Below are 20654 nucleotides of genomic sequence, written 5' to 3' on the forward strand. Positions count from 1 at the left end.
CAGGCAGGCCACGCGGCGCCGCATCGGCACCGCCCTCAACGCGACAGTTGCCCCGTGCGACTGTCGCGTTTTTTGTTGTTGTGCCCCGCCCTCGCGTCAGCCCGCCGTCACCGCAGGCCCGAACCCATGAGTCTCCCCCGCCTGCTCGCACGGCACCCGCTCCACCTGCACGGTCGAGTGGTGGATGTCGAACTTCTCGGCCAGCAAGCCGCGCAGCTGCAGCATCAGCGGTGCCAGGTCGACCACGTCGGGCGTGCACACCACGTGCACGCTCAGGCTCACCTTGCCGCTGGACAGCGCCCACACATGCAGGTCGTGCAGGCCGGCCACGCCCGGCTGGGCCTGCAGCGCGCGCTCGACCTCGGGCAGGTCGATCTCGTCGGGCACGCCTTCGAGCAGCACGTTGAGGCTCTCGCGCAAGAGGCGCCAGGTGCGCGGCAGCACCCACAGGCCGATGGCGACGGCGATCACCGAGTCGACCCAGGCCCAGCCCGTGAAACGGATGATGAGCGCGCCCACGATCACGCCGACCGAGCCGAGCATGTCGGCCCACACCTCCAGGTAGGCGCCCTTCACGTTGAGGCTCTCGTCCTTGCCGCTGGCCAGCAGGCGCATGCCGATGAGGTTGACGACCAGCCCGCCGATGGCCACGAGCAGCATCATGGTCGACTGAATCTCGGCCGGCTGCGAGATGCGCCGGTACGCCTCGTAGAGCACGTAGATCGCCACGAAGAACAGCAGCACCGCATTGACCACGGCCGCCAGGATCTCGAAGCGGTAGTAGCCGAAGGTGCGGCGCTTGTCCGCCGGCCGCTTGCCCAGCCAGATGGCGGCCAGCGAGATGGCCAGCGCCACGGTGTCGGTGGCCATGTGGGCCGCGTCGGACAGCAGCGCCAGGCTGCCCGACACCAGCCCGCCGATCACCTCGGCGACGAGGTAGGTCGAGGTCAGCGCCAGCGCCCAGCGCAGCGCCTTCTCGTTGCCACCAGCAACGGCTGTGGCGTGTGAATGCTCATGGGCCATGGGAACCTTGCAGTGCGTGGTCGAGAGGTGCGCCGTGTTGCTGCTCTGCGTTGGCTTCCTGCACCTCGTCTTCATCGCGCCGGTGCGCGATGCGGTACAGCAGCGGCAACACCAGCAGCGTCAGCGCGGTCGACGACAGGATACCGCCGATGACCACGGTGGCCAGCGGTCGCTGCACTTCGGCGCCGGTGCCGGTCGCGATGGCCATGGGCACGAAGCCCAGCGAGGCGACCAGCGCGGTCATGAGCACCGGGCGCAGCCGCGTGAGCGCGCCTTCGCGAATCGCTTCGTCCAGCGGCAGGCCGCCTTCGCGCAGGTTGCGGATGAACGAGATCATCACCAGCCCGTTGAGCACGGCCACGCCCGACAGCGCAATGAAGCCCACCGCCGCCGAGATCGACAGCGGAATGCCGCGCAGCCACAGCGCGACGATGCCGCCCGTGAGCGCGAACGGAATGCCGGTGAACACCAGCAGCCCGTCCTTCAGGTTGCCGAACATGGCGAACAGCAGCGTGAACACCAGCAGCAGCGACACGGGCACCACCACCTGCAGGCGCTGCGTGGCCGAGGCCAGGTTCTCGTACTGGCCGCCCCACACGGTCCAGTAGCCCGGCGGAATGCGCACGGCGCGCATGGCCTCCTCGGCCTCGGCCACGAAGGAGCCGAGGTCGCGCCCGCGCACGTTGGCGCTCACCACGATGCGGCGCTTGCCGTCCTCGCGGCTGACCTGGTTGGGGCCGGGCGCGAGGTCGAGCGTGGCCACTTCGCCCAGGGGGATGAAGCTGGTGCGCAGGCCTTCGCCGCCCGCCCCCTTGGGCAGCGCGATCGGCAGGCGGCGGATGGCCTCCAGGTCGGTGCGCAGGGTCTCGGGCAGGCGCACGAGGATGTCGAAGCGGCGGTCGCCGTCGAACAGCGTGCCGGCCTCGCGCCCGCCCACGGCGGTCGAGATGGCGTCCTGCACGTCGCCCACATTGAGGCCGTAGCGCGCGGTCTTCTGGCGGTCGATGTTCACGGTGAGCATGGGCAGGCCGGTGGTCTGCTCCACCTTCACCTCGGCGGCACCGGGCACCTTGCCCAGCGCGTTCGACACCTGCGCGGCGGTCTGGTTGAGCACGTCCATGTCGTCGCCGAAGATCTTCACGGCCACGTCGCTGCGCACGCCCGAGATCAGCTCGTTGAAGCGCAGCTGGATCGGTTGCGAGAACTCGTAGTTGTTGCCTGGCAGCTTCTCGACCTCTTCCTGCACGGCGGCCAGCAGCTCGGGCCGCGTGCGCTTCGGCTTGGGCCATTCGCTCTCGGGCTTGAGCATGATGTAGCCGTCGGAGATGTTCGGCGGCATCGGGTCGGACGCGATCTCGGCCGTGCCGGTGCGCGCGAACACGCGCTCGATCTCGGGGAACTTGTCTTTCAGCGTGCGTTCGAGCTGCTTTTGCATCTCGACCGACTGCGTGAGGCTGGTGCCCGGGATGCGCAGCGCCTGGATGGCGAAGTCACCCTCGCTCAGGCTGGGCACGAACTCGGTGCCCAGGCGCGTGGCCAGCAGGCCCGACAGCACCACCGCCACCACCGCCGTGGTGATGACCAACGGCTTGGCATTCATCGCGCGCGACAGCAGCGGCGCGTAGCCGCGCTTGGCCCACAGCATGAGGCGGTTTTCCTTCTCGCCGACCTTGTTGCCGATGAACAGCGCCACGGCGGCCGGAATGAAGGTGATCGACAGGATCATTGCGCCCAAGAGCGCAATCACCACGGTGAAGGCCATCGGGTGGAACAGCTTGCCCTCGACACCGGTGAGCGCAAAGATCGGCAGGTACACGATCATGATGATGAGCTGGCCGAACAGCAGCGGCCGGCGCGCCTCCTGCGAGGCCGCGAACACCTCATGAAAACGCTCGCTGCGCGTGAGTGCCCTGCCGTGTTTCTCCTGCGCGTGCGCCAGGCGCCGCACGCAGTTCTCCACGATCACCACGGCGCCGTCGATGATGATGCCGAAGTCGAGCGCGCCCAGACTCATGAGGTTGGCGCTGACCTTCTGGTTCACCATGCCGGTGAAGGTGAAGAGCATCGACAGCGGAATCACCGTGGCGGTGATGATGGCCGCGCGGATGTTGCCCAAAAACAGGAACAGGATCGCCACCACCAGCACCGCGCCCTCGAAGAGGTTCTTCTTCACGGTGGCGATGGCCTTGTCGACCAGCACGGTGCGGTCGTACACCGTCACGGCCTTCACGCCCGCGGGCAGCGTGCGGTTGATCTCCTGCATCTTCTTGTCGACCGCCTGCGAGACGGTGCGGCTGTTCTCGCCGATGAGCATGAACACCGTGCCCAGCACCACCTCGCGGCCGTTGTCGGTGGCGGCGCCGGTGCGCAGCTCCTGGCCGATGCCGACCTCGGCCACGTCGGACACGCGCAGCGGAATGCCGCCGGCGTTGCCCAGGATCACGTTGCCAATGTCTTCCACCGACTTCACCTGCCCCGGCGCGCGAATGAGGTACTGCTCGCCGCGCTTCTCGATGTAGCCCGCGCCCACGTTGGCGTTGTTGCGCTCCAGCGCGGTGACCAGGTCGGTCATCGTGAGGCCGTGCGCCAGGAGCTTCGCGGGGTCGGGTGCGATCTGGAACTCCTTGGCGTAGCCGCCGATGGAGTTGATCTCGGTCACGCCCGGTACGTTGCGCAGCTGAGGCTTGATGATCCAGTCCTGGATCTCTCGCAGGTCAGTGGGCGTGTAGGGCTTGCCGTCGGCCTTCTTCGCGCCCTCTTCGGTCTCGACGGTCCACAGGTAGATCTCGCCCAGGCCGGTGGAGATGGGCCCGATCACCGGCGACACGCCGGGCGGCATGCTCTCGCGCGCCGACTGGATGCGCTCGTTCACGAGCTGGCGCGCAAAGTAGATGTCGGTGCCGTCCTTGAAGATCACCGTGACCTGCGACAGGCCGTAGCGCGACAGCGAGCGCGTCTGCTGCAGGCCCGGCAGGCCGGCCATGACGGTCTCGATGGGGTAGGTCACGCGCTGCTCGGCTTCGAGCGGCGAGTAGCCGGGCGCGGAGGTGTTGATCTGCACCTGCACGTTGGTGATGTCGGGCACGGCGTCGATGGGCAGCTTCTGGTAGCTGAAGACGCCGAGCGCCGCCATGCCGAGCACGGCCAGCAGGATCAGCCAGCGCTGCTCGATGGAGAAGCGGATGATGCGTTCGAACATGCGGTCGTCCTCAGTGGGTGTGCGTGGCCGAGCTCTTGCCCTGCTGCGACTTCACGACGAAGCTGCCGCTGGCCGCATAGGCCGCGCCGGGCTTCAGGCCGCCCACGATCTCGATGCGCTGGCCGTCGCTGCGGCCGGTCTTCACGTGCTGCGGCACAAAGCCGCCGGGCACGCGCAGGAACACGGTGGGCTGGTCGTCCACCGTCTGCACGGCTTCGGCCGACACGGTGACGGGTGCATCGGCCTCCGACGCCACCAGCTCCACGTTCACGAACAGGCCCGGGCGCCAGGTGCGCTGCGGGTTGGTGAGCGTGACGCGCGCGGTGGCGGTGCGCGTCTGCGCCCCCAGCAGCGAGCCCACGTACGACACGGTGCCGCGCGCGGCCTGCTCGAAGGAACCGGCGCGGATGGTCACAGCCTCGCCGACGCGCACCAGGTTCAGGCTGCTGGCGGGCACGCTGATCTCGGCCCACACGGTCGACAGATCGGAAATGGTGAACACGTTGACCGCCTCGCCCACCGATTCGCCCAGCGAGATGTGCTTTTCGACGACCATGCCGTCGAAGGGTGCGCGCAGCTCGTAACGGCCCAGCGCCGACGAGCCGGGCGTGGCGCCCAGCGCCAGCAGCTTCTGGTTGGCGTTGGCCACGGCGATCTGCGCCTCCTGCATGGCCTGCTCGGCCTGCAGGTAGTCCTGCTGCGGCGAGATCTTTTCTTCCCACAGTTTCTTCTCGCGGTCGTGCGTGGTGCGTGCCAGCGCCAGCCGGCGCTGCGCGGTCTGCAGCTCGCTGCGCTGCTCCGAGAGCGCGGGGCTGGAGATCACGGCCAGCACCTGGCCGCGCTTGACTTCCTGGCCCAGGTTGGCCGACACGCTGTCGACCACACCCGCCACGCGCGGCACCACGTGGGCCGTGCGGTCTTCGTTGAACTTGATCTCGCCGGGCAGCTGCAGCGACGTCTTGATGCGCGCCGGGCCGACGCTGTCGATGGCGATGCCGGCGGCCTTGACCTGTTCGTCGGTGAAGGGGATCTTTTCCTCGTCTTCCTTGTGGGCGTTGGCGGCGGCCTTCTGCGGCTCTGCCGATGCGGGCGTTTCCTTGGCGGGCTCCTTGCCTGCGTCCTTGCCTTCTTCCGCGTGGTGTTCCTTGTCGCCATGGCCTTCGTCATGCGAATGGCCGTGGTCGTCTTCCTTGCCCTTGGCGTGGCTCTTGTCTTCCTCGTGGTGCTCGCCGTCGGCATGGCCGGCGGACTCCGAGTGCCCGCCCGCCTCGGGCTTGGACGGCGCGGTGCGCAGGATGAGCGCGCCGGCAATGAGGCCGGCGAGCAGAACGGCGGCAATGGCAATCCACTGCTTGCGGCCGGCGGACGATGTGCGGTTGTGTGGTGTGGTCATGGTCGGAATCGGTTCGGTGTTCTTCTTCAGCGCGCGTTCGGCGTCACGTTCGGCGTCGCGTTCGAGGCGATGTCGTCGCCCTCCGTGCCCAGCAGGCGGTCGAGCTCGCCGGCCGCGCGGTGCGCCTCGGCCAGCGCGACGAGGTACTGGTTGCGCACCTGGAACAGCGTGCGCTGCGCGTCGAGCGCCTCGAGAAAGCTGAACTTGCCCAGCTCGAAGCCCTTGGTGGCGGCGCGGTAGGCGGTCTCGGCGCCGGGCAGTGCGTCGCGCTGCAGCGTCTCGGCGGTGGCGCGCGCGGAGCGCAGGCGCTCACTGGCCTGGGCCACGTCGGCGCCCAGTTGCAGCTCGGCGGCGGCGAGTTCGTCGCGTGCCTTGTCTTCGCGGCTCAATGCCTCGGCGATGTTGCCGCGGTTGATGTCGAAGATCGGCAGCGGCACCGACAGGCCCACCACCACCTGGTTGCGCCGGCTGCTGCTCACGGCCTCGCCGCCCTCGCCTTCCGACGCGGGCACGCGCTTGACGCCGAGCGACACGGTCACGTCGGGAATGCGCTTGGCCTGCTCCAGGTCGCTGAGCGCGCGGCGGCGCTCGACCTCGAGCCGGGCCTGGCGCAGCACGGGCGCATCGGGCAGGCGGCGCGCCACCTCGGGCGCGGCGGCCTGGGCGGGCAGCTGGTCGACCGCGCCGTCCACCTGCGTGAAGCGCGGCGCCGGGTTGCCCCACAGCGCGGCCAGCAGCTGGCGCGACGCGCGCAGCGTGCCTTCGGCCTGCAGCAGTTCGACGCGGATGCCGGCCTCGGCCACGCGCGCCTTGGTTTCTTCGAGCGGCGACACCTTGCCGGCCGCCACGCGGTTGGCCGCGGCGCGGGTGGCGATCTGCGCGAGCCCCACCGAGTCTTGCGCCAGCCGCAGGCGCTCCTGCGCGGTCAGCACGTCGAAGAAGGCCGTGACGGCCGCGGCGCGCAGTTCGGCGCGCCGCGCCGACAGCGCCGACGCCGCCTGGTCGCGCGCACGCTCGGCCGCCGTGACGCGCGCGGCGCGCTTGCCGCCCAGCTCCAGGGGCTGGCTCAGCTGCAGTGTGGTCGTGCGGTTGTTGCGGCGCAGGTCTTCCAGCTGCGTGTCGAGCGTGGGGTTGGGCCAGGCGCCGGCCTGCACCACGGCGCCATCGGCGGCGGCCTGCTCATGGCGCGCGGCCGACAGGCCCGGGTTGGCCTGCAGCGCCAGCGCCACGGCGGCGCGCAGGGTCAGCGGGCCTTCGGGCTCCAGCGTGCGGGCAGGTGCCGACAGGGACGACGAAGGACCGGCCGCCTGCGGGGTCTGCTGTGAAAAGGCCGGGGGTACCGCCAAGGCCAACACGGCCAGCGGCACGAAAAGCGTGCGCATCGAATTCTCCTGGGTTGCGAAACAACGGACGGACGAATTCGGCGAGGAGCGCTCAGCTGATGAGTGAGATCAGAAAAAAGAAAAGGGGCTGTGCTCTCGCCGAATCAGGCGGAGAGCAACCAGTCGGGGCGCACCGGCACTTCGGCGATGTGCGAGGCGAAGCGTTCGGTGGCAGTGGCGCGCAGCGCCTGCGAGGCGATGGGCGATTCGGCCGGCAGCGCGGCGGCGGTGTCCGCATGCTGGGCCTGCCCGAAATGGGCAACGATGCAATGGCCGACCGCCGCGTTGGGCTGGCGGGTGCTGTCTTTCTTGGCGCCGTCGCCCGCGTGGGTGCGGTCGGTGCCGCGCGGCTCGTCCTCGTGGTGGCCCCAGTGGCCGCTGCTCTTGTCGCCTTCGTGCAGGCAATAGGCGGCCGACACCGCCCAGCTGTACTGGAAAGGCAAGAGAAACAGCAGGAAAATCAGGAGCCAGCGGCGCATTGTTGACAAAAGTATATCGACGGGGCGTGGCGCGCCGACCAAGAAAAGCCCTGCGAACCGAGGGCCCGGCCCACTGTACGACAGCGTGTCGGCGCTTTGTCCTTCAATAGGATTACTAAATCGTAACCAGCGTCTCGAAAGGCCTTGGGTACGATCCGTACCATGCGAATTCTTGTCATCGAAGACGAACCCAAACTGGGCGATTACCTGAAAAAGGGGCTGGAAGAGAACGGCTACGTGGTTGACATCGCCCGCGATGGCATCGAAGGCCGCTACCTCGCCACCGAGGGCGACTACGCGCTCGTGCTGCTGGACGTGATGCTGCCGGGCATCGACGGCTTTGCCGTGCTGCAGGCCATCCGCCGCACGAAGAACGTGCCCGTGCTGGTGCTCACCGCGCGCGACAAGGTCGAAGACCGCGTGCAGGGCCTGCAGCAAGGCGCCGACGACTACCTGGTGAAGCCCTTCTCCTTTTCGGAGCTGCTGGCGCGCGTGCAGGCGCTGCTGCGACGCGGCAAGACGCAGGAGCCCACGGTGCTGCGCCTGGCCGACCTGGAGCTGGACCTGGTGAGCCGCAAGTGCATGCGCAACCGCACGCGGCTGGACCTCACGGCCAAGGAGTTCACGCTGCTCGTGGTGCTGCTGCGCCGGCGCGGCCAGATTCTGTCGCGCTCCACGCTCGCCGAGCAGGTGTGGGACATGAACTTCGACAGCGACACCAACGTGGTCGAGGTGGCCATTCGCCGCCTGCGCAGCAAGATCGACGACCCCTTCGACGTGAAGCTGCTGCACACGGTGCGCGGCATGGGCTACGTCCTGGAAGACCGCTCCTGGGCATGAGCCCGAAGCCGCATTCGATCCAGAGCCGGCTCTCGTTCTGGTTCGCCGCGCAGACGCTGTCCGGCCTGAGCATCATCTGCCTGGCCATCTACCTCGTGACCGCCTGGAGCTTCGGCGCCAAGCAGCGCGATGCGCTCGACCAGAAGACGGTGCTCGTCGAGCACCTGCTCAAGGAGGCCGAGAAAGGCGGAGACCTTGTCTTTCTGCGCCACAAGCTCGACGACTTCTTCTCGATGCAGGACGACGTGACCTTGTCGATCGCCAACGCCGGCAAGCCGCTGTTCCAGTCCACGCCGCCGCCGCAGGGCCGCTGGCTGCGGCGCGCCATCGTCGTGCCCTGGCAGAACGGCGACTTCCACACCGACCTGTCGGTGCAGGTCGGCGTGAACATCGCGCAGGACTCCCGGCTGCTCGAACGCCTGGCCTGGACGCTGCTGGGCGCGGTGGTGCTGGGCACGGCGCTGGTGTCGCTCACCGGCATGTGGCTGGTGCGGCGCGGGCTGCGGCCGCTGAAGGCGCTGGCCGAGCGCACCGCGGCCATCACGCCCGACCACGTCCACCAGTCGATCGACCCCGGCGCCTTCGCGCAGGAGCTGCGGCCCTGGATCACGCAGTTCAACGCGCTGCTGGCGCGGGTGCAGCGCGCCTACGTGCAGCTGGAGTCATTCAACGCCGACGTGGCGCACGAGCTGCGCACGCCGCTGGCCAACCTGCTGGGCTCCACCGAGGTGGCGCTCACGCGCCCGCGCAGCAACGAGGAGCTGCAGGCGGTGCTGGCCTCCAACCTCGAGGAGATGGGGCGGCTGTCGGGCATCGTGACCGACATGCTGTTTCTCTCCAAGGCCGACCGCGGCACCTCGGCGCGCTCGATGGCCCCGGTGAGCCTGGCGGAGCAGGCGCGCGACGTGATCGACTTCTACGACGCCATGCTCGACGAGGCCGGCCTGCGTGCCGAGGTGCACGGCGAGGCCGTGGCCGAGGTGGACGCGGGGCTGATCCGGCGCGCCCTCTTCAACCTGCTGGGCAACGCGATCCGCTTTGCCGAACCGGCCTCGACCGTGCGCATCGAGATTGCGGCAGGTGATGGGAGCGAACACAGCACCATCGCCGTGATCAACCGCGGCGCGCCGATCGACCCCGAGGCGCTACCACGCCTGTTCGAGCGCTTCTTCCGCGCAGCCCAGGCGCGCGACGGCTCCACGCGCCACCACGGGCTGGGCCTGTCGATCGTCGAGGCGATCGCGCGCATGCACGGCGGACAGGTGTTCGCGTCGAGCCAGGGCGGCGAGACGCGCATCGGGTTCAGCGTGCGCCGCGGCGGCTGAAGGGGTTCAGGGCTCGGCGTGCGCCGCCGCCTCGGCGGGCTTCGGCTTGCGGCCGACGCACAGCGTCATCAGCGGCCCGGTCATCGCGGTGGTGGCCAGCGCCATCACCAGCAGCATCGTGAAGAGTTCGGGGCCGATCAGGCCGACGTCCAGGCCGATCTTGATGACGATGAGCTCCATCAGCCCGCGCGCGTTCATGAGCGAGCCGGTGGCCAGGCTGTCGCGCCAGCTGTAGCCGGCGATGCGCGCGCCGGCTGCACCGCCGGCGATCTTGCCCACGGTGGCCACGCCCACGATCAGCAGCATCGCGCCCAGGCTGGCGCCCGAGAACGCGTTGGCCGTGGTGCCCAGCCCCGCGAGCGCGAAGAACAGCGGCATCAGCACCACGATGGAAATCGGCTCGATGCGCTCGCTCAGCGAGCGCAGCAGGCGGTCGTCGCGCGGCAGGCAGGCGCCGAACAGGAAGGCGCCGAACACCGCGTGCAGGTGCAGCCACTCGGTCAGCAGCGCCGTGACCAGCAGGCCGATCATCAGCGCGGCCATCAGCGTGGTCGACGGCTCGCCGTCGGGCGCCTTCACGCGCAGCAGCCACGCAAAGGCCGGCTTCAGCCCGAGGAACAGCACCGTGAGCATCACCACCACGCCGACCGTGATCTTGATCAGGCCCGCATAGCCGTCGCTGGTGCCCACCAGCGCGACCACGAAGGCCAGCAGGATCCACGCGAACACGTCGACCACCGCCGCCGCGCTCAGCGAGAGCTGGCCGAAGGGCGTGCGCGTCATGCCGCGGTCCTTGAGGATGCGCGCCATCACCGGGAAGGCCGTGATCGACAGCGCCGCCGCCATGAACAGCGCGAAGGGCCAGAAGCCCACGCCGGCCGGCGCGAGCGTGGGGTGCAGCGCCGGCGAGATCGCCAGGCCCAGCACCAGCGGCACCAGCACGCTGAGCACGCCCACCGCGCCGGCCGCCTGCAGCTGCGCGCGCATGTTGCGCGTGGCCCGCAGCTCCAGGCCCACCACGAACATGAACAGCACCAGCCCCACCGTGGCCAGCGACGACAGCCCCTGCAGCGACTCCTTGGCGAACAGCTGCGCGTGCAGCGACGGAAACAGCAGGCCCATGACCGCCGGCCCGAGCATCAGCCCCGCCGCCATCTCCCCCACCACGCTCGGCTGCCCCACATGGCGCAGCACCCAGCCGCACAGGCGCGCGGTGGTGAGGATGACGACGAGTTGCAGCAGGAGGGTGGTGACGGACATGGCGGGGTCGCGGTGAAAGCGGGAACAGCGGCCGATGTTAGTGCCATCGCCGCCGGTGCCGCGCGCGCCCCCCGGGGACCTCAAGCCCCGCCCGAAATCACTCCTTGGGCATGCGCATCAACCGCAACCCGTTCGCCACCACCAGCAGGCTCGCGCCCATGTCGGCGAACACCGCCATCCACATGGTCGCGCTGCCGAACACCGCGAGCACGAAGAACACGCCCTTGATGCCGAGTGCGAGGGTGATGTTCTGCCACAGCACGGCATGCGAGCGGCGCGACAGGCGGATGGTCTCGGGGATGCGGCGCAGGTCGTCGTTCATGATGACCACGTCGGCCGCCTCCATCGCGGTGTCGGTGCCGGCGCCGCCCATGGCGAAGCCGATGTCGGCCCTGGCCAGTGCCGGGGCGTCGTTGATGCCGTCGCCGGTCATCGCGACGGCGCCGTAGCGTTGCTGCATCGCCTGGATGGCATCGAGCTTTTCTTCAGGCAACAGGTTGCCGCGCACGTCGTCGATGCCGGCGTGCGCGCCGATGGTCTTCGCGGTGGCGGTGTTGTCGCCGGTGAGCATGACGGGCGTCACGCCCAGCGCGCGCAGCTCGGCCACGGCGGCTTGCGACGAAGGCTTGATGGTGTCGGCCACCGCGAACAGCGCCAGCACCGAGGTGTCCGATGCGAGCAGCGTCACCGTGCGGCCGGCTTCTTCGTGCCGCTTCAGCTCGGCTTCCAGTGCCGGGGAGCACAGGCCGCGCTCCTCGATCAGCCGGTGGTTGCCCAGCACGTAGGTCTGGCCGGCGTGCGTGGCCTGCACGCCGCGTCCGGGCAGCGCGGTGAAGTCGCCGACCTCGTCGACTGCGCCGCCCAGGCCCTGGGCGATGGCCTTCGACACCGGGTGATCGGAACGGCCGGCGATGTTGGCGGCCAGCGCGTACACCGCGCCTTCATCGCCACCGGCCTTGTCGATCAGCACCGACTCGACCAGCTTGGGCTTGCCTTCGGTGATGGTGCCGGTCTTGTCGAGCGCCACGGCCTTGAGCTTGCGCGCCTCTTCGAGGTAGGTGCCGCCCTTGATGAGAATGCCGCGCCGCGCGGCCGAGGCCAGCGCGCTCACGACCGTCACCGGCGTGGAGATGACCAGCGCGCACGGGCAGGCGATGACCAGCAGCACCAGCGCCTTGTAGACGGCCTGCACCCAGGTCCAGCCCAGCAGCCACGGCGTGAGCACCGCGATGGCCAGCGCCAGCACGAAGACGGTGGGCGTGTAGATGGCGGCGAACTTGTCGACGAAGCGCTGCGTGGGCGCGCGCGAACCCTGCGCCTCTTCGACCGCGTGGATGATGCGCGCGAGCGTGGTGTTGGCCGCGACGGCCGTCACGCGGAACACCAGCGCGCCGGTCTGGTTGATGGTGCCGGCAAACACCGCGTCGCCCGCGGCCTTGTCGACCGGGATGCTCTCGCCCGTGACCGGCGCCTGGTCGATGGCGCTGGTGCCCTCGAGCACCACGCCGTCCAGCGGCACGCGCTCGCCGGGGCGGATGCGCGCGACGGCGTCGAGCGCCACCGCGTCGGCGCGCACGGTCTGCCAGCTGCCGTCGGGCTGCCGCACCTCGGCCTGTTCGGGCGCGAGCGCGAGCAGGCTCTGGATGGCGTTGCGCGCGCGGTCGACGGCACGGGCCTCGATGAGCTCGGCGATGGCGTACAGCGCCATCACCATCGCGGCCTCGGGCCACTGGCCGATGATGAAAGCGCCGGTGACAGCGACGGCCATCAGCGCATTGATGTTGAGGCGCCCGCGCACCAGCGCGGCGAAGCCCTTCTTGTAGGTGTCCAGGCCGGCCAGCGCGATGGCCGCGAGCGCGAGCCCCATCTCGGCGGCCATGAAGCCCACGCCGTCGAGCGCGAGGAAGGACACGGTCTCGGCCGCGATGGCCAGCACCAGCGCGGCCACGAGGCGTGCCAGGCCGGTCGACATGCCGGCGAAGCGCGCGGGCTCGGCCTTCTGTGCGCCCGTGGTGGCCACCGGCTCGGGCTTGAAGCCGGCCTGGCGGATGGCGTCGAGCGCGGCGGGCAGCGCACCGTCTTCGGTGGTGAGGGCCAGCGTGCGTTCGCTCAGGCGAAAGCGCAGGGCCTTCACGCCCGCAACGGGCTCGAGGGCGCGGCGGATCTCGGACTCTTCCACCGCGCAGTCCATGGTGGGAATGCGAAACAGCACGGCGCCCTTCGGCAGGTCAGCGGGCTCGGTCGACGCCGGGGTGCTGCCGCACACCGCGCTGCCGCAGCAGGCCGTTGCCGGCGCGGCGGGGGCGTGATCGTGTGCATGGTCGTGCGCGTGGTCGTGTCCGTGGCTGTGCCCGTGGTCGTGAGCGTGGTCATGCGGCGCAGCGCGCGGCACCGGCTGATTCAGGGTGTTCTGATTCGTCATGCATTCATTGGAAACCCTGAAGCAGGTGTAGAGTCAACCGTTGATTGCCACTTCCTTGAGATGCCGCATCATGAAAATCGGTGAATTGGCCAAGGCCACGAACACGCCGGTCGAAACCATCCGGTACTACGAGCGCGAACAGCTGCTGCCCGCGCCCGCGCGCACCGACGGCAACTACCGCATCTACGACGACGAGCACACCCAGCGCCTGGGCTTTATCCGCCGCTGCCGCTCGCTGGACATGACGCTCGACGAGATCCGCAGCCTGCTGAAATTCCGCGATGCGCCGCAGGAGGACTGCGGCGAGGTGAACCAGCTGCTGGACGACCACATCGGCCACGTGGCCTCGCGCATCGCCGAGCTGAAGACGCTCGAAAAGCAGCTGAAGGCGCTGCGCCTGCAGTGCGGCGGCCCCGAATCGGCCAGCGCCTGCGGCATCCTGCAGGAGCTGGACACCGCCGCGCTCGCGCCCGAGACCTTCGGCCAGCATGCGGGGCACGTGCACGGCACGCTGCACGCGCCGGGCAAGCGGGCCGGCTGATCGGCTCTTACTTGCCGATCAGCTGCGTCAGCTTGTCGGCCTCGAACGACTCGCCGCGCGCCGCGTCGCCCGGCACGCAGTCCTTGGTGCCCGGCTGCGCCGACAGCTTCTCGATGGCCTGCCACAGGAGCGCGATCTGGTGCTCCTGGCTCGAGGCGTTGTCGATCAGGCCGCGCATGGCCTGGCTCAGCGGGTCGTCGTCCTGCGTGATGCCGTAGGCCGAGAACTTCTGCGGCGCGGCCACGTCGGCGCTCTCGCCCTCTTTCGACGGGATGATGCGTGCCGGAATGCCCACCGCGGTCGCCCCCGCGGGCACCGGCTTGATGACCACCGCGTTGGAGCCGATCTTGGCGCCGTCGCCCACGACGAAGCCACCCAGCACCTTGGCGCCCGCGCTCACCACCACGTTCTTGCCCAGCGTCGGGTGACGCTTGGTGCCCTTGTAGAGCGAGGTGCCGCCCAGCGTCACGCCCTGGTAGATGGTGCAGCCGTCGCCGATCTCGGCGGTTTCGCCGACCACCACGCCCATGGCGTGGTCGAAGAACACGCGCTCGCCGATCTTGGCGGCCGGGTGGATCTCGATGCCCGTGAACGCGCGCGCGCAGTGCGCGATGAAGCGGGCCGGCCACTTGAAACCGTGGGTCCAACAGGCGTGCGCCCAGCGGTGCAGCACCACGGCATGGAAGCCGGGGTAGACCGTGACCACTTCCCAGGCGCTGCGGGCGGCCGGGTCGCGTTCGAGGATGCACCGGATGTCGGCGCGCAGTCGAGAGAACATCGCTGCCTTTGTTGTCGTTATATCGATAGGGGCCGGGCAGTCTAAAGCCGGGCGTCTTCGCTTACGCGCGATGGGGTTTTGTGACGGCTCAGCTACCGCGCGGGCCGCGCGTGGCATCGCTCATGGCCTTGGCGATGCCGCGCAGGATGTGGATTTCTTCCGGCGTGGGCTGCGCGCGGTTGAACAGCTGCTGCAGCCGCGGCATGAGCTTCTTGGGCGCCGCCGGGTCGAGAAAACCGATGTCCACCAGCGAGCGCTCCCAGTGGTCGAGCATGCCGGCCACTGCCTGCGCGTCGGCTGCCTGCACCGGCGCGATGGCCTCGCGCACGCCGTAGCCGCCCAGCGCCAGGCGCCATTCGTAGGCCACCACCTGGATGGCCGCGCCCAGGTTCAGCGAGCCGAACTTCGGGTCGGTCGGGATGCTCAGGGCCACGTTGCAGCGGTAGACGTCCTCGTTGCGCATGCCGAAGCGCTCGGAGCCGAACAGGAAGGCCACGTGCTGGTCGCCCTGCGTGGCCAGCGGCTCCAGGTGCTCGCGCGGCGTGCGCGTGGGCGGGCCGAAGTCGCGCGGGATCATGGCCGTGGCGCACAGGTGGGTCACGCCGTCGAGGGCTTCGTCCAGTGTTTCGACGATGCGGGCATTGTTCAGCACGTCCAGGGCGCCGCTGGCGCGCTGGATGGTTTCCTCGCGCCGCAGCACGTTGGCCCAGCGCGGCGCAACCAGCACCAGGTCGTCGAAGCCCATGGTCTTCATGGCGCGGGCGGCGGCGCCCACATTGCCGGCGTGGCTGGTCTGGATGAGGATGAAACGGGTGCGCATGACGGGTGGGGAAGACACAAACGGGCTGAGCCGGTAAAATGCCCGATTCTCGCCGCCCGCATCGCCGGACCGCAGGGTCGCCCAGATTGCATTCTTGGGGACCTCTCCCACCCGTTCTTCTCACAATCCAGAATGTCGTCCCCCAACCTGCATCCCATGCTCAATGTGGCCGTCAAGGCCGCACGCGCCGCCGGCGCCATCATCAATCGCGCCGCCCTCGACGTCGAGGCCGTGCGCATCTCCCAGAAGCAGGTCAACGACTTCGTCACCGAAGTCGATCACGCCAGCGAAAAGGTCATCATCGAGACCTTGCTGGGCGCGTACCCGGGGCACGGCATCCTGGCCGAAGAATCGGGCACCGAATACGGCGCCAAAGACTCCGAATTCGTCTGGATCATCGATCCGCTCGACGGCACCACCAACTTCATCCACGGCTTCCCGGTCTACTGCGTGTCGATCGCGCTGTCGGTGCGCGGCAAGATCGAGCAGGCGGTCGTCTTCGACCCGTCGCGCAACGACCTGTTCACGGCCACCAAGGGCCGCGGCGCCTACATGAACGAGCGCCGCATCCGCGTGTCCAAGCGCGTGAAGCTCAGCGAGTGCCTCATTTCCACCGGCTTCCCGTTCCGCACCGGCGACAACTTCAAGCAGTACCTGGCCATCATGGCGGACATGATGCCCCGCATGGCCGGCCTGCGCCGCCCCGGCGCCGCCGCACTCGACCTGGCCTACGTGGCCGCCGGCTTCACCGACGGCTTCTTCGAGACCGGCCTGAACCCCTGGGACGTGGCCGCCGGCTCGCTGCTGGTGACCGAGGCCGGCGGCCTCATCGGCAACTTCACGGGCGAGCCCGAGTTCCTCGACCAGCGCGAATGCCTGGCCGGCGCCCCGCGCGTGTACGGCCAGCTGGTGCCGCTGCTCGCCAAGTACTCCAAGTTCGCCAACGTGGACGACAAGCTGCGCGCCAGCGACCGCGTGCGCGCCGTCTCCGCCTCGACCAGGTCGAGCCCCGCCGACGCCTCGGTCGACCTGTACGCCCGCAGCACCGTGACCGAAGCCACGGCCGCCCCGCTCGACGGCAGCGCCGAGACCCCGGCCGCCGCAGCCCCCGCCGCGCCGGCCGCCCCGCGCAAGCTCACCCGCATCAAGCGCGAAGCGCCCGCCGAGGGCGACGCCTCCGCCAAGTGATGACGGGGCCGGGCGCCGCCTCGCGGGTTCGCGCGGCGTTGCGCATTGCGCTGAGCCACTACGTCGCGAGCGGGCTCACCGTCGCGCTCGGCCTGCTCGTGATCTCGGGCGGGGTGCACCTGTGGCTGGGCACCCTGGCCGCTTCGGCCGCCGCCACCGGCGTGATCGTCACGGCGCCGCCCGACCTGCCCGGCCCGCGCCGCGGCAAGTTTTTGCAGATGCTGCCGGCGCCGCTCATCGGCCTGCCGCTGTTCTTCGCGGTGCAGATGCTGCACGGCGCACCGATCCGCCTCGGGCTGCTGCTGGTGCCCGCCACCTTCATGGCCTTCGTGGCCATGGCCTGGGGCAAGCGCGGCATTCCCATCGCCATCGCGGTGATGTTCTCGATGGTCTTCTCCATGGCCACGCCCGCACCCACCGGGCTGTCGGACGCCATCGCGCGCACCACCGAATTCGGCCTGGGCGCTGGCCTGTACGTGGTGTGGGCCACGCTGGCCAACCTGCTGCTCAACGGGCGCTTTCGCACGCAGTCGATCGCCGACGTGCTGTTTTCGCTGGCCGCGCTCATGCGCACCGAGGCCAGCCAGTTCACGCCGCAGGACGAAACCCGCGACATCCGCGACACCCCTGCCTCGCTGCTGGGCCAGCTGCTGCGTGAGCAGGCCGCGCTGGCCGACCAGTTGCAGGCCACGCGCGACATCGTGCTCGAGTCGCCGCGCACGCCGCGCCGCCAGCGACTGGCCGGCATGCTCGTCATCGTGCTCGAGATGCGCGACCAGCTGCTCGCCAGCGAGCTCGACCTCGACGCCCTGCGCGCCCATCCGTCGCACGCGCAGGCGCTGGTCGAGATGCGCCGCATCCTCGAAGAGCTGGCCGACGAAACGACGGCGCTGGCCGACGCGCTGCTCATGCGCCGCCACCCCGCCGCCGTGGCCGACCGCCGGCCGCGCCTGGCCGCGATCCACGTCACGGCCGACGACGAAGACACGCACGGTCAGATGGGCCCGTCGGCCGCCATGCTCGCGCGCGGGCTGGCCAGCCGCATCGGCCACATCAACGACGAGGTGCTGCGCCTGGCGGCCATGGCGCGCGGCGACGCCGAGCCCAACCTGGCCGTGGTGCGCGCCAACTGGCAGCTCTTCGTGAGCCCGACCGACTGGTCGCTGCGCCCCTTCCTCGCACTGTGGCGCTGGGACGCGCCGCCGCTGCGCCACGCCATTCGCGCGGCGCTGGCCATCGCGGCCGGCTACGGCATCGCCGTGTCGATGCCCTGGGGGTCGCACGACTACTGGATCTTGCTGACCATCGTGGTGGTGCTGCGCGGCAGCCTCTCGCAGACGCTGGAGCGGCGCAACAGCCGCGTCGCCGGCACGCTGCTGGGCTGCGTGCTCGCGGTGGGCCTGCTGTCGGCGCACCCCTCGGCGCTGATGCTGCTCGTGACCGTGACCATCGCGCAGGCCATTGCCCACAGCTTCGCGGTGCGGCGCTACCTCGTCACCGCCGTGGCCGCCACCGTGCTGGGCCTGCTGCAGGCCCACATGCTGAACACCGGCACCGCGCCCATCTTTGCGCTGTTCGAGCGCATCGCCGACACGCTCATCGGCGCCGCGCTGGCCTGGGGCTTCTGCTACGTGCTGCCCTCGTGGGAGCGCACGCAGATTCCGGCGCTGGTGGCGCGCGTGCTCACCGCGCAGGCGCGCCATGCGCGGCTCGCGCTCGGCCTGGGCCAATTGCAGGCCATCCAGAGCAGCCCCGAGCTCGAATGGCGGCTCGCGCGCCGCGAGGCCTACGACAGCCTCTCGGCGCTCGTGCAGGCCACGCAGCGTTCGCTCTCCGAACCGCGCGCCGTGCAGCCGCCGCTCGAACCGCTCGAACATCTGCAGGCCCACAGCTACCAGCTGCTCGCGCAGCTCAGCGCCGTGAAGTCGATGCTCGTGCTGCGGCGCGACCGTCTCACGCCGGGCGACATCGAAGGCCCGCTCGTGCGCACCGCGCAACGCATCGAGGCCGCCCTGGGAACCATTCCGATCGCAGGGCCCTCTCACCCCGAGAGCACAGGCGCCACCACCGTCGGCGGCCCCATTCCATTGCCTGACCCGTTCGACAACGACATCAGCCCCTGGCTGGTGCGCCGGCTCGACCTGGCCACGGCGCTCGCCACGCAGCTGCGCGACGACGCAGCGCGCATTCTTCAACCACTGAACGACAACACCCCAGAAGCAAAGACCACCCCCGCCTGATGACCCAAGAGCTCCTCGCACACCCCTGGTTCGGCACCTGGATTGCCGCCCTGATCGCCGCGCCCCTCGCCCTTCTCGCCCACCGCATCGGGGGCATGGTCCTCAGGCGGATCACCCGCCCGGCGCCCGCCGTGCATGCGATGGTGGTCAACTGCACCGCCCCCGCGCGGCTGGTGCTGCCGCTGGCGGCGCTCATGATGGTGTGGCAGGCGGCGCCGGACGACCTGCGCTTCATCGGCAGCGTGCGGCATCTCACGGGGCTGCTGCTCATCGCGGCCAGCACCTGGTTCGTGCTCAAGGCCATCAGCGGCTTTGCCGACGGCGTGCTCGCGCAGCACCCTTCGGACATCTCCGACAACCTGCAGGCGCGCCGCGTGCTCACGCAGACCCGCGTGCTCGCGCGCACCGCCATGTCGGTCGTCGTCGTGGCCGGCGGCGCCATGATGCTCATGACCTTTCCGGGCGCGCGCCAGGTCGGCGCCAGCCTGCTGGCCTCGGCCGGCGTGATCGGCATCGTGGCCGGCCTGGCGGCCAAGCCCGTCTTCAGCAACCTCATCGCCGGCCTGCAGATCGCGCTGTCGCAACCGATCCGCATCGACGACGTGCTCGTGGTCGAGGGCGAATGGGGCCGGGTCGAGGAGATCACCGGCACCTTCGTGGTCGTGCGCATCTGGGACGACCGGCGCCTGATCCTGCCGCTCACCTACTTCATCGAGAAGCCTTTCCAGAACTGGACCCGCCACTCGGCCGAACTGCTCGGCTCGGTCTTCTTCTACCTGGACTACGGCACGCCGCTGGCGCCGCTGCGCGCCGAGGTCGAGCGCCTCGTGAAGGCCGCGCCCGAGTGGGACGGCCGCTTCTTCAACCTGCGCGTGACCGACGCCACCGAACGCACGATGCAGGTCCGCGTGCTCTGCACCGCCGCCACCTCCGGCCTGGCCTTCGACCTGCGCTGCCACGTGCGCGAAGGCGTCATCGACTTCATGCAGCGCGAGTACCCGCAGTTCCTGCCGAAGATGCGCTTCGAGGGCAACGATCCGGCGATGGGGCAGCCGCCGGTGATGCAAGGCGCGACGGCGGGCTGAAGCTCCCGCCGCCGCCTTCTTTCTTCTCCCCTACCGCGCAGGCGCCGCCGCAGGCAGCACCATCGGCGCCCCCAGCCGCGAGGCGCGCTCCCAGCCCGGTTGCGACTGCGCGCGCTCCAGTTCGGCCACCACCTCGGCGCGCGTGCGCGGTTGCGTGGCCTTCACGGGGATCGGGGCGCCCCAGCGCAGCACGCCGGCCCACTCGGGGCTTTGCTGCGCGGCGCGCAGTTCGGCCACCACTTGGGCGTCGGTCTTGCCCGGGCCGGCGTTTTCGGGGTGCTCCTTGATGCCGGCTTCGGTCGCCGCGAAATGCGCCGGCCCCTCGACGTGCTGCTGGCTGGTTTGTGCGCCAGCCAGCAGCGGGAGCGCTGCGGCGGCCATCGCCGCCAACGCAAAGGCCATCTTCCTGTTCGTCATGTGTCATCTCCTTCGTTGAACGCCGAAGAGGACCACCCGCTTCGGCGATGGCGGTTTTGCTTCGCCATGCCGACACGCTAGGAATTCGGACCGTCGCCGCGCGAACGGTTCAATTACAAAAACGACAGGATGAAGACCAATTCATCAATTCTCTGCAAGGGGCAACCGGAGCTTTCCAATTCGTAACCCGGCTGCACGGAAAACGTAATTGAAAAAGGCGGTTTCGGTCTTTTCCCGTCGCAATCGATCGATATGATTTGCC

General features: G+C 69.6%; 16 protein-coding genes. 6 read left to right on the forward strand and 10 right to left on the reverse strand.

The window, feature by feature from the left end; all coding sequences use genetic code 11:
• Positions 1–96: 96 nt before the first annotated feature.
• The 5 genes from AC3WQR_RS14355 to AC3WQR_RS14375 all read right to left on the reverse strand — a co-directional run bounded on the left by AC3WQR_RS14355 (position 97) and on the right by AC3WQR_RS14375 (position 7476).
• The gene (locus tag AC3WQR_RS14355) at positions 97–1023 is read right to left on the reverse strand and encodes a cation diffusion facilitator family transporter (RefSeq protein ID WP_447745888.1); all 927 of its coding nucleotides are present in this window, start codon (positions 1021–1023) and stop codon (positions 97–99) included.
• Positions 1013–4222, reverse strand: a complete 3210-nt coding sequence (locus tag AC3WQR_RS14360; protein WP_492742450.1) for a CusA/CzcA family heavy metal efflux RND transporter — start codon at positions 4220–4222, stop codon at positions 1013–1015. Before AC3WQR_RS14360 ends, AC3WQR_RS14355 begins: the two co-directional genes overlap by 11 nt.
• A gap of 10 nt (positions 4223–4232) precedes the next feature.
• Positions 4233–5615 carry an efflux RND transporter periplasmic adaptor subunit gene (locus AC3WQR_RS14365; RefSeq protein ID WP_492742451.1) on the reverse strand — a complete coding sequence of 461 codons (1383 nt, stop codon included), beginning with the start codon at positions 5613–5615 and terminating at the stop codon, positions 4233–4235.
• 26 nt (positions 5616–5641) lie between these two features.
• Positions 5642–6997 carry a TolC family protein gene (locus AC3WQR_RS14370; protein ID WP_492742452.1) on the reverse strand — a complete coding sequence of 452 codons (1356 nt, stop codon included), beginning with the start codon at positions 6995–6997 and terminating at the stop codon, positions 5642–5644.
• A gap of 104 nt (positions 6998–7101) precedes the next feature.
• Entirely contained in the window at positions 7102–7476 is a 375-nt protein-coding gene (locus tag AC3WQR_RS14375; RefSeq protein ID WP_492742453.1) for a hypothetical protein, read from the reverse strand.
• 162 nt (positions 7477–7638) lie between these two features.
• Between AC3WQR_RS14375 and AC3WQR_RS14380 the strand changes: the two genes are divergently transcribed.
• Positions 7639–8316: a heavy metal response regulator transcription factor gene (locus tag AC3WQR_RS14380; protein WP_062481258.1), complete on the forward strand. Its 678-nt coding sequence runs from the start codon at positions 7639–7641 to the stop codon at positions 8314–8316.
• Positions 8313–9641 carry a heavy metal sensor histidine kinase gene (locus AC3WQR_RS14385; protein ID WP_492742454.1) on the forward strand — a complete coding sequence of 443 codons (1329 nt, stop codon included), beginning with the start codon at positions 8313–8315 and terminating at the stop codon, positions 9639–9641. The genes AC3WQR_RS14380 and AC3WQR_RS14385 overlap by 4 nt, the downstream gene beginning before the upstream one ends.
• Positions 9642–9647: 6 nt before the next feature.
• Here the strand turns inward: AC3WQR_RS14385 and AC3WQR_RS14390 are convergent, their stop codons facing one another.
• The gene (locus AC3WQR_RS14390) at positions 9648–10901 is read right to left on the reverse strand and encodes a cation:proton antiporter (protein WP_492742455.1); all 1254 of its coding nucleotides are present in this window, start codon (positions 10899–10901) and stop codon (positions 9648–9650) included.
• Between the two features lie 97 nt (positions 10902–10998).
• A complete protein-coding gene (locus AC3WQR_RS14395) occupies positions 10999–13323 on the reverse strand; it encodes a heavy metal translocating P-type ATPase (protein WP_492742456.1) in 2325 nt (774 codons plus the stop codon).
• 70 nt (positions 13324–13393) lie between these two features.
• Here AC3WQR_RS14395 and cadR point away from each other — a divergent pair, with 70 nt between their 5' ends.
• Positions 13394–13864, forward strand: coding sequence for a Cd(II)/Pb(II)-responsive transcriptional regulator (gene cadR / locus AC3WQR_RS14400; RefSeq protein WP_492742457.1), 471 nt, complete (start codon positions 13394–13396; stop codon positions 13862–13864).
• A gap of 7 nt (positions 13865–13871) precedes the next feature.
• On the opposite strand, the gene cysE is transcribed toward cadR, so the two are convergent.
• Positions 13872–14759 (reverse strand): serine O-acetyltransferase, encoded by an 888-nt coding sequence (cysE, locus tag AC3WQR_RS14405; protein ID WP_492742458.1) that lies wholly within the window; start codon positions 14757–14759, stop codon positions 13872–13874.
• Complete coding sequence (locus AC3WQR_RS14410; RefSeq protein ID WP_159276044.1) at positions 14731–15462, reverse strand: RNA methyltransferase; 732 nt, start codon at positions 15460–15462, stop codon at positions 14731–14733. Before AC3WQR_RS14410 ends, cysE begins: the two co-directional genes overlap by 29 nt.
• A gap of 132 nt (positions 15463–15594) precedes the next feature.
• Between AC3WQR_RS14410 and AC3WQR_RS14415 the strand changes: the two genes are divergently transcribed.
• The 3 genes from AC3WQR_RS14415 to AC3WQR_RS14425 are packed head-to-tail and all read left to right on the forward strand — an operon-like array spanning position 15595 to position 19975.
• On the forward strand, positions 15595–16650 hold the full coding sequence (locus AC3WQR_RS14415) for an inositol monophosphatase family protein (protein WP_139706900.1): 1056 nt from the start codon (positions 15595–15597) through the stop codon (positions 16648–16650).
• The gene (locus tag AC3WQR_RS14420; protein ID WP_492742459.1) at positions 16650–18890 is read left to right on the forward strand and encodes an FUSC family protein; all 2241 of its coding nucleotides are present in this window, start codon (positions 16650–16652) and stop codon (positions 18888–18890) included. Before AC3WQR_RS14415 ends, AC3WQR_RS14420 begins: the two co-directional genes overlap by 1 nt.
• Entirely contained in the window at positions 18890–19975 is a 1086-nt protein-coding gene (locus tag AC3WQR_RS14425) for a mechanosensitive ion channel family protein (RefSeq protein ID WP_070063165.1), read from the forward strand. Before AC3WQR_RS14420 ends, AC3WQR_RS14425 begins: the two co-directional genes overlap by 1 nt.
• A 30-nt stretch (positions 19976–20005) precedes the next feature.
• On the opposite strand, the gene AC3WQR_RS14430 is transcribed toward AC3WQR_RS14425, so the two are convergent.
• Positions 20006–20392, reverse strand: a complete 387-nt coding sequence (locus AC3WQR_RS14430; protein ID WP_492742460.1) for a DUF4148 domain-containing protein — start codon at positions 20390–20392, stop codon at positions 20006–20008.
• Positions 20393–20654 lie beyond the last annotated feature (262 nt).

It is taken from the genome of Variovorax sp. FW305-3-2-15-B-LB1 (genome assembly GCF_058787635.1).

Coding starts and splice junctions, on each gene's coding strand:
- AC3WQR_RS14355 (WP_447745888.1), bottom strand. CDS start 1,023: ATGGCCCATGAGCATTCACACGCCACAGCCGTTGCTGGTGGCAACGAG.
- AC3WQR_RS14380 (WP_062481258.1), top strand. CDS start 7,639: ATGCGAATTCTTGTCATCGAAGACGAACCCAAACTGGGCGATTACCTG.
- cadR (WP_492742457.1), top strand. CDS start 13,394: ATGAAAATCGGTGAATTGGCCAAGGCCACGAACACGCCGGTCGAAACC.
- AC3WQR_RS14390 (WP_492742455.1), bottom strand. CDS start 10,901: ATGTCCGTCACCACCCTCCTGCTGCAACTCGTCGTCATCCTCACCACC.
- AC3WQR_RS14395 (WP_492742456.1), bottom strand. CDS start 13,323: ATGACGAATCAGAACACCCTGAATCAGCCGGTGCCGCGCGCTGCGCCG.
- AC3WQR_RS14420 (WP_492742459.1), top strand. CDS start 16,650: ATGACGGGGCCGGGCGCCGCCTCGCGGGTTCGCGCGGCGTTGCGCATT.
- AC3WQR_RS14425 (WP_070063165.1), top strand. CDS start 18,890: ATGACCCAAGAGCTCCTCGCACACCCCTGGTTCGGCACCTGGATTGCC.
- cysE (WP_492742458.1), bottom strand. CDS start 14,759: ATGCCACGCGCGGCCCGCGCGGTAGCTGAGCCGTCACAAAACCCCATC.
- AC3WQR_RS14430 (WP_492742460.1), bottom strand. CDS start 20,392: ATGACGAACAGGAAGATGGCCTTTGCGTTGGCGGCGATGGCCGCCGCA.
- AC3WQR_RS14360 (WP_492742450.1), bottom strand. CDS start 4,222: ATGTTCGAACGCATCATCCGCTTCTCCATCGAGCAGCGCTGGCTGATC.
- AC3WQR_RS14375 (WP_492742453.1), bottom strand. CDS start 7,476: ATGCGCCGCTGGCTCCTGATTTTCCTGCTGTTTCTCTTGCCTTTCCAG.
- AC3WQR_RS14410 (WP_159276044.1), bottom strand. CDS start 15,462: ATGCGCACCCGTTTCATCCTCATCCAGACCAGCCACGCCGGCAATGTG.
- AC3WQR_RS14415 (WP_139706900.1), top strand. CDS start 15,595: ATGTCGTCCCCCAACCTGCATCCCATGCTCAATGTGGCCGTCAAGGCC.
- AC3WQR_RS14365 (WP_492742451.1), bottom strand. CDS start 5,615: ATGACCACACCACACAACCGCACATCGTCCGCCGGCCGCAAGCAGTGG.
- AC3WQR_RS14370 (WP_492742452.1), bottom strand. CDS start 6,997: ATGCGCACGCTTTTCGTGCCGCTGGCCGTGTTGGCCTTGGCGGTACCC.
- AC3WQR_RS14385 (WP_492742454.1), top strand. CDS start 8,313: ATGAGCCCGAAGCCGCATTCGATCCAGAGCCGGCTCTCGTTCTGGTTC.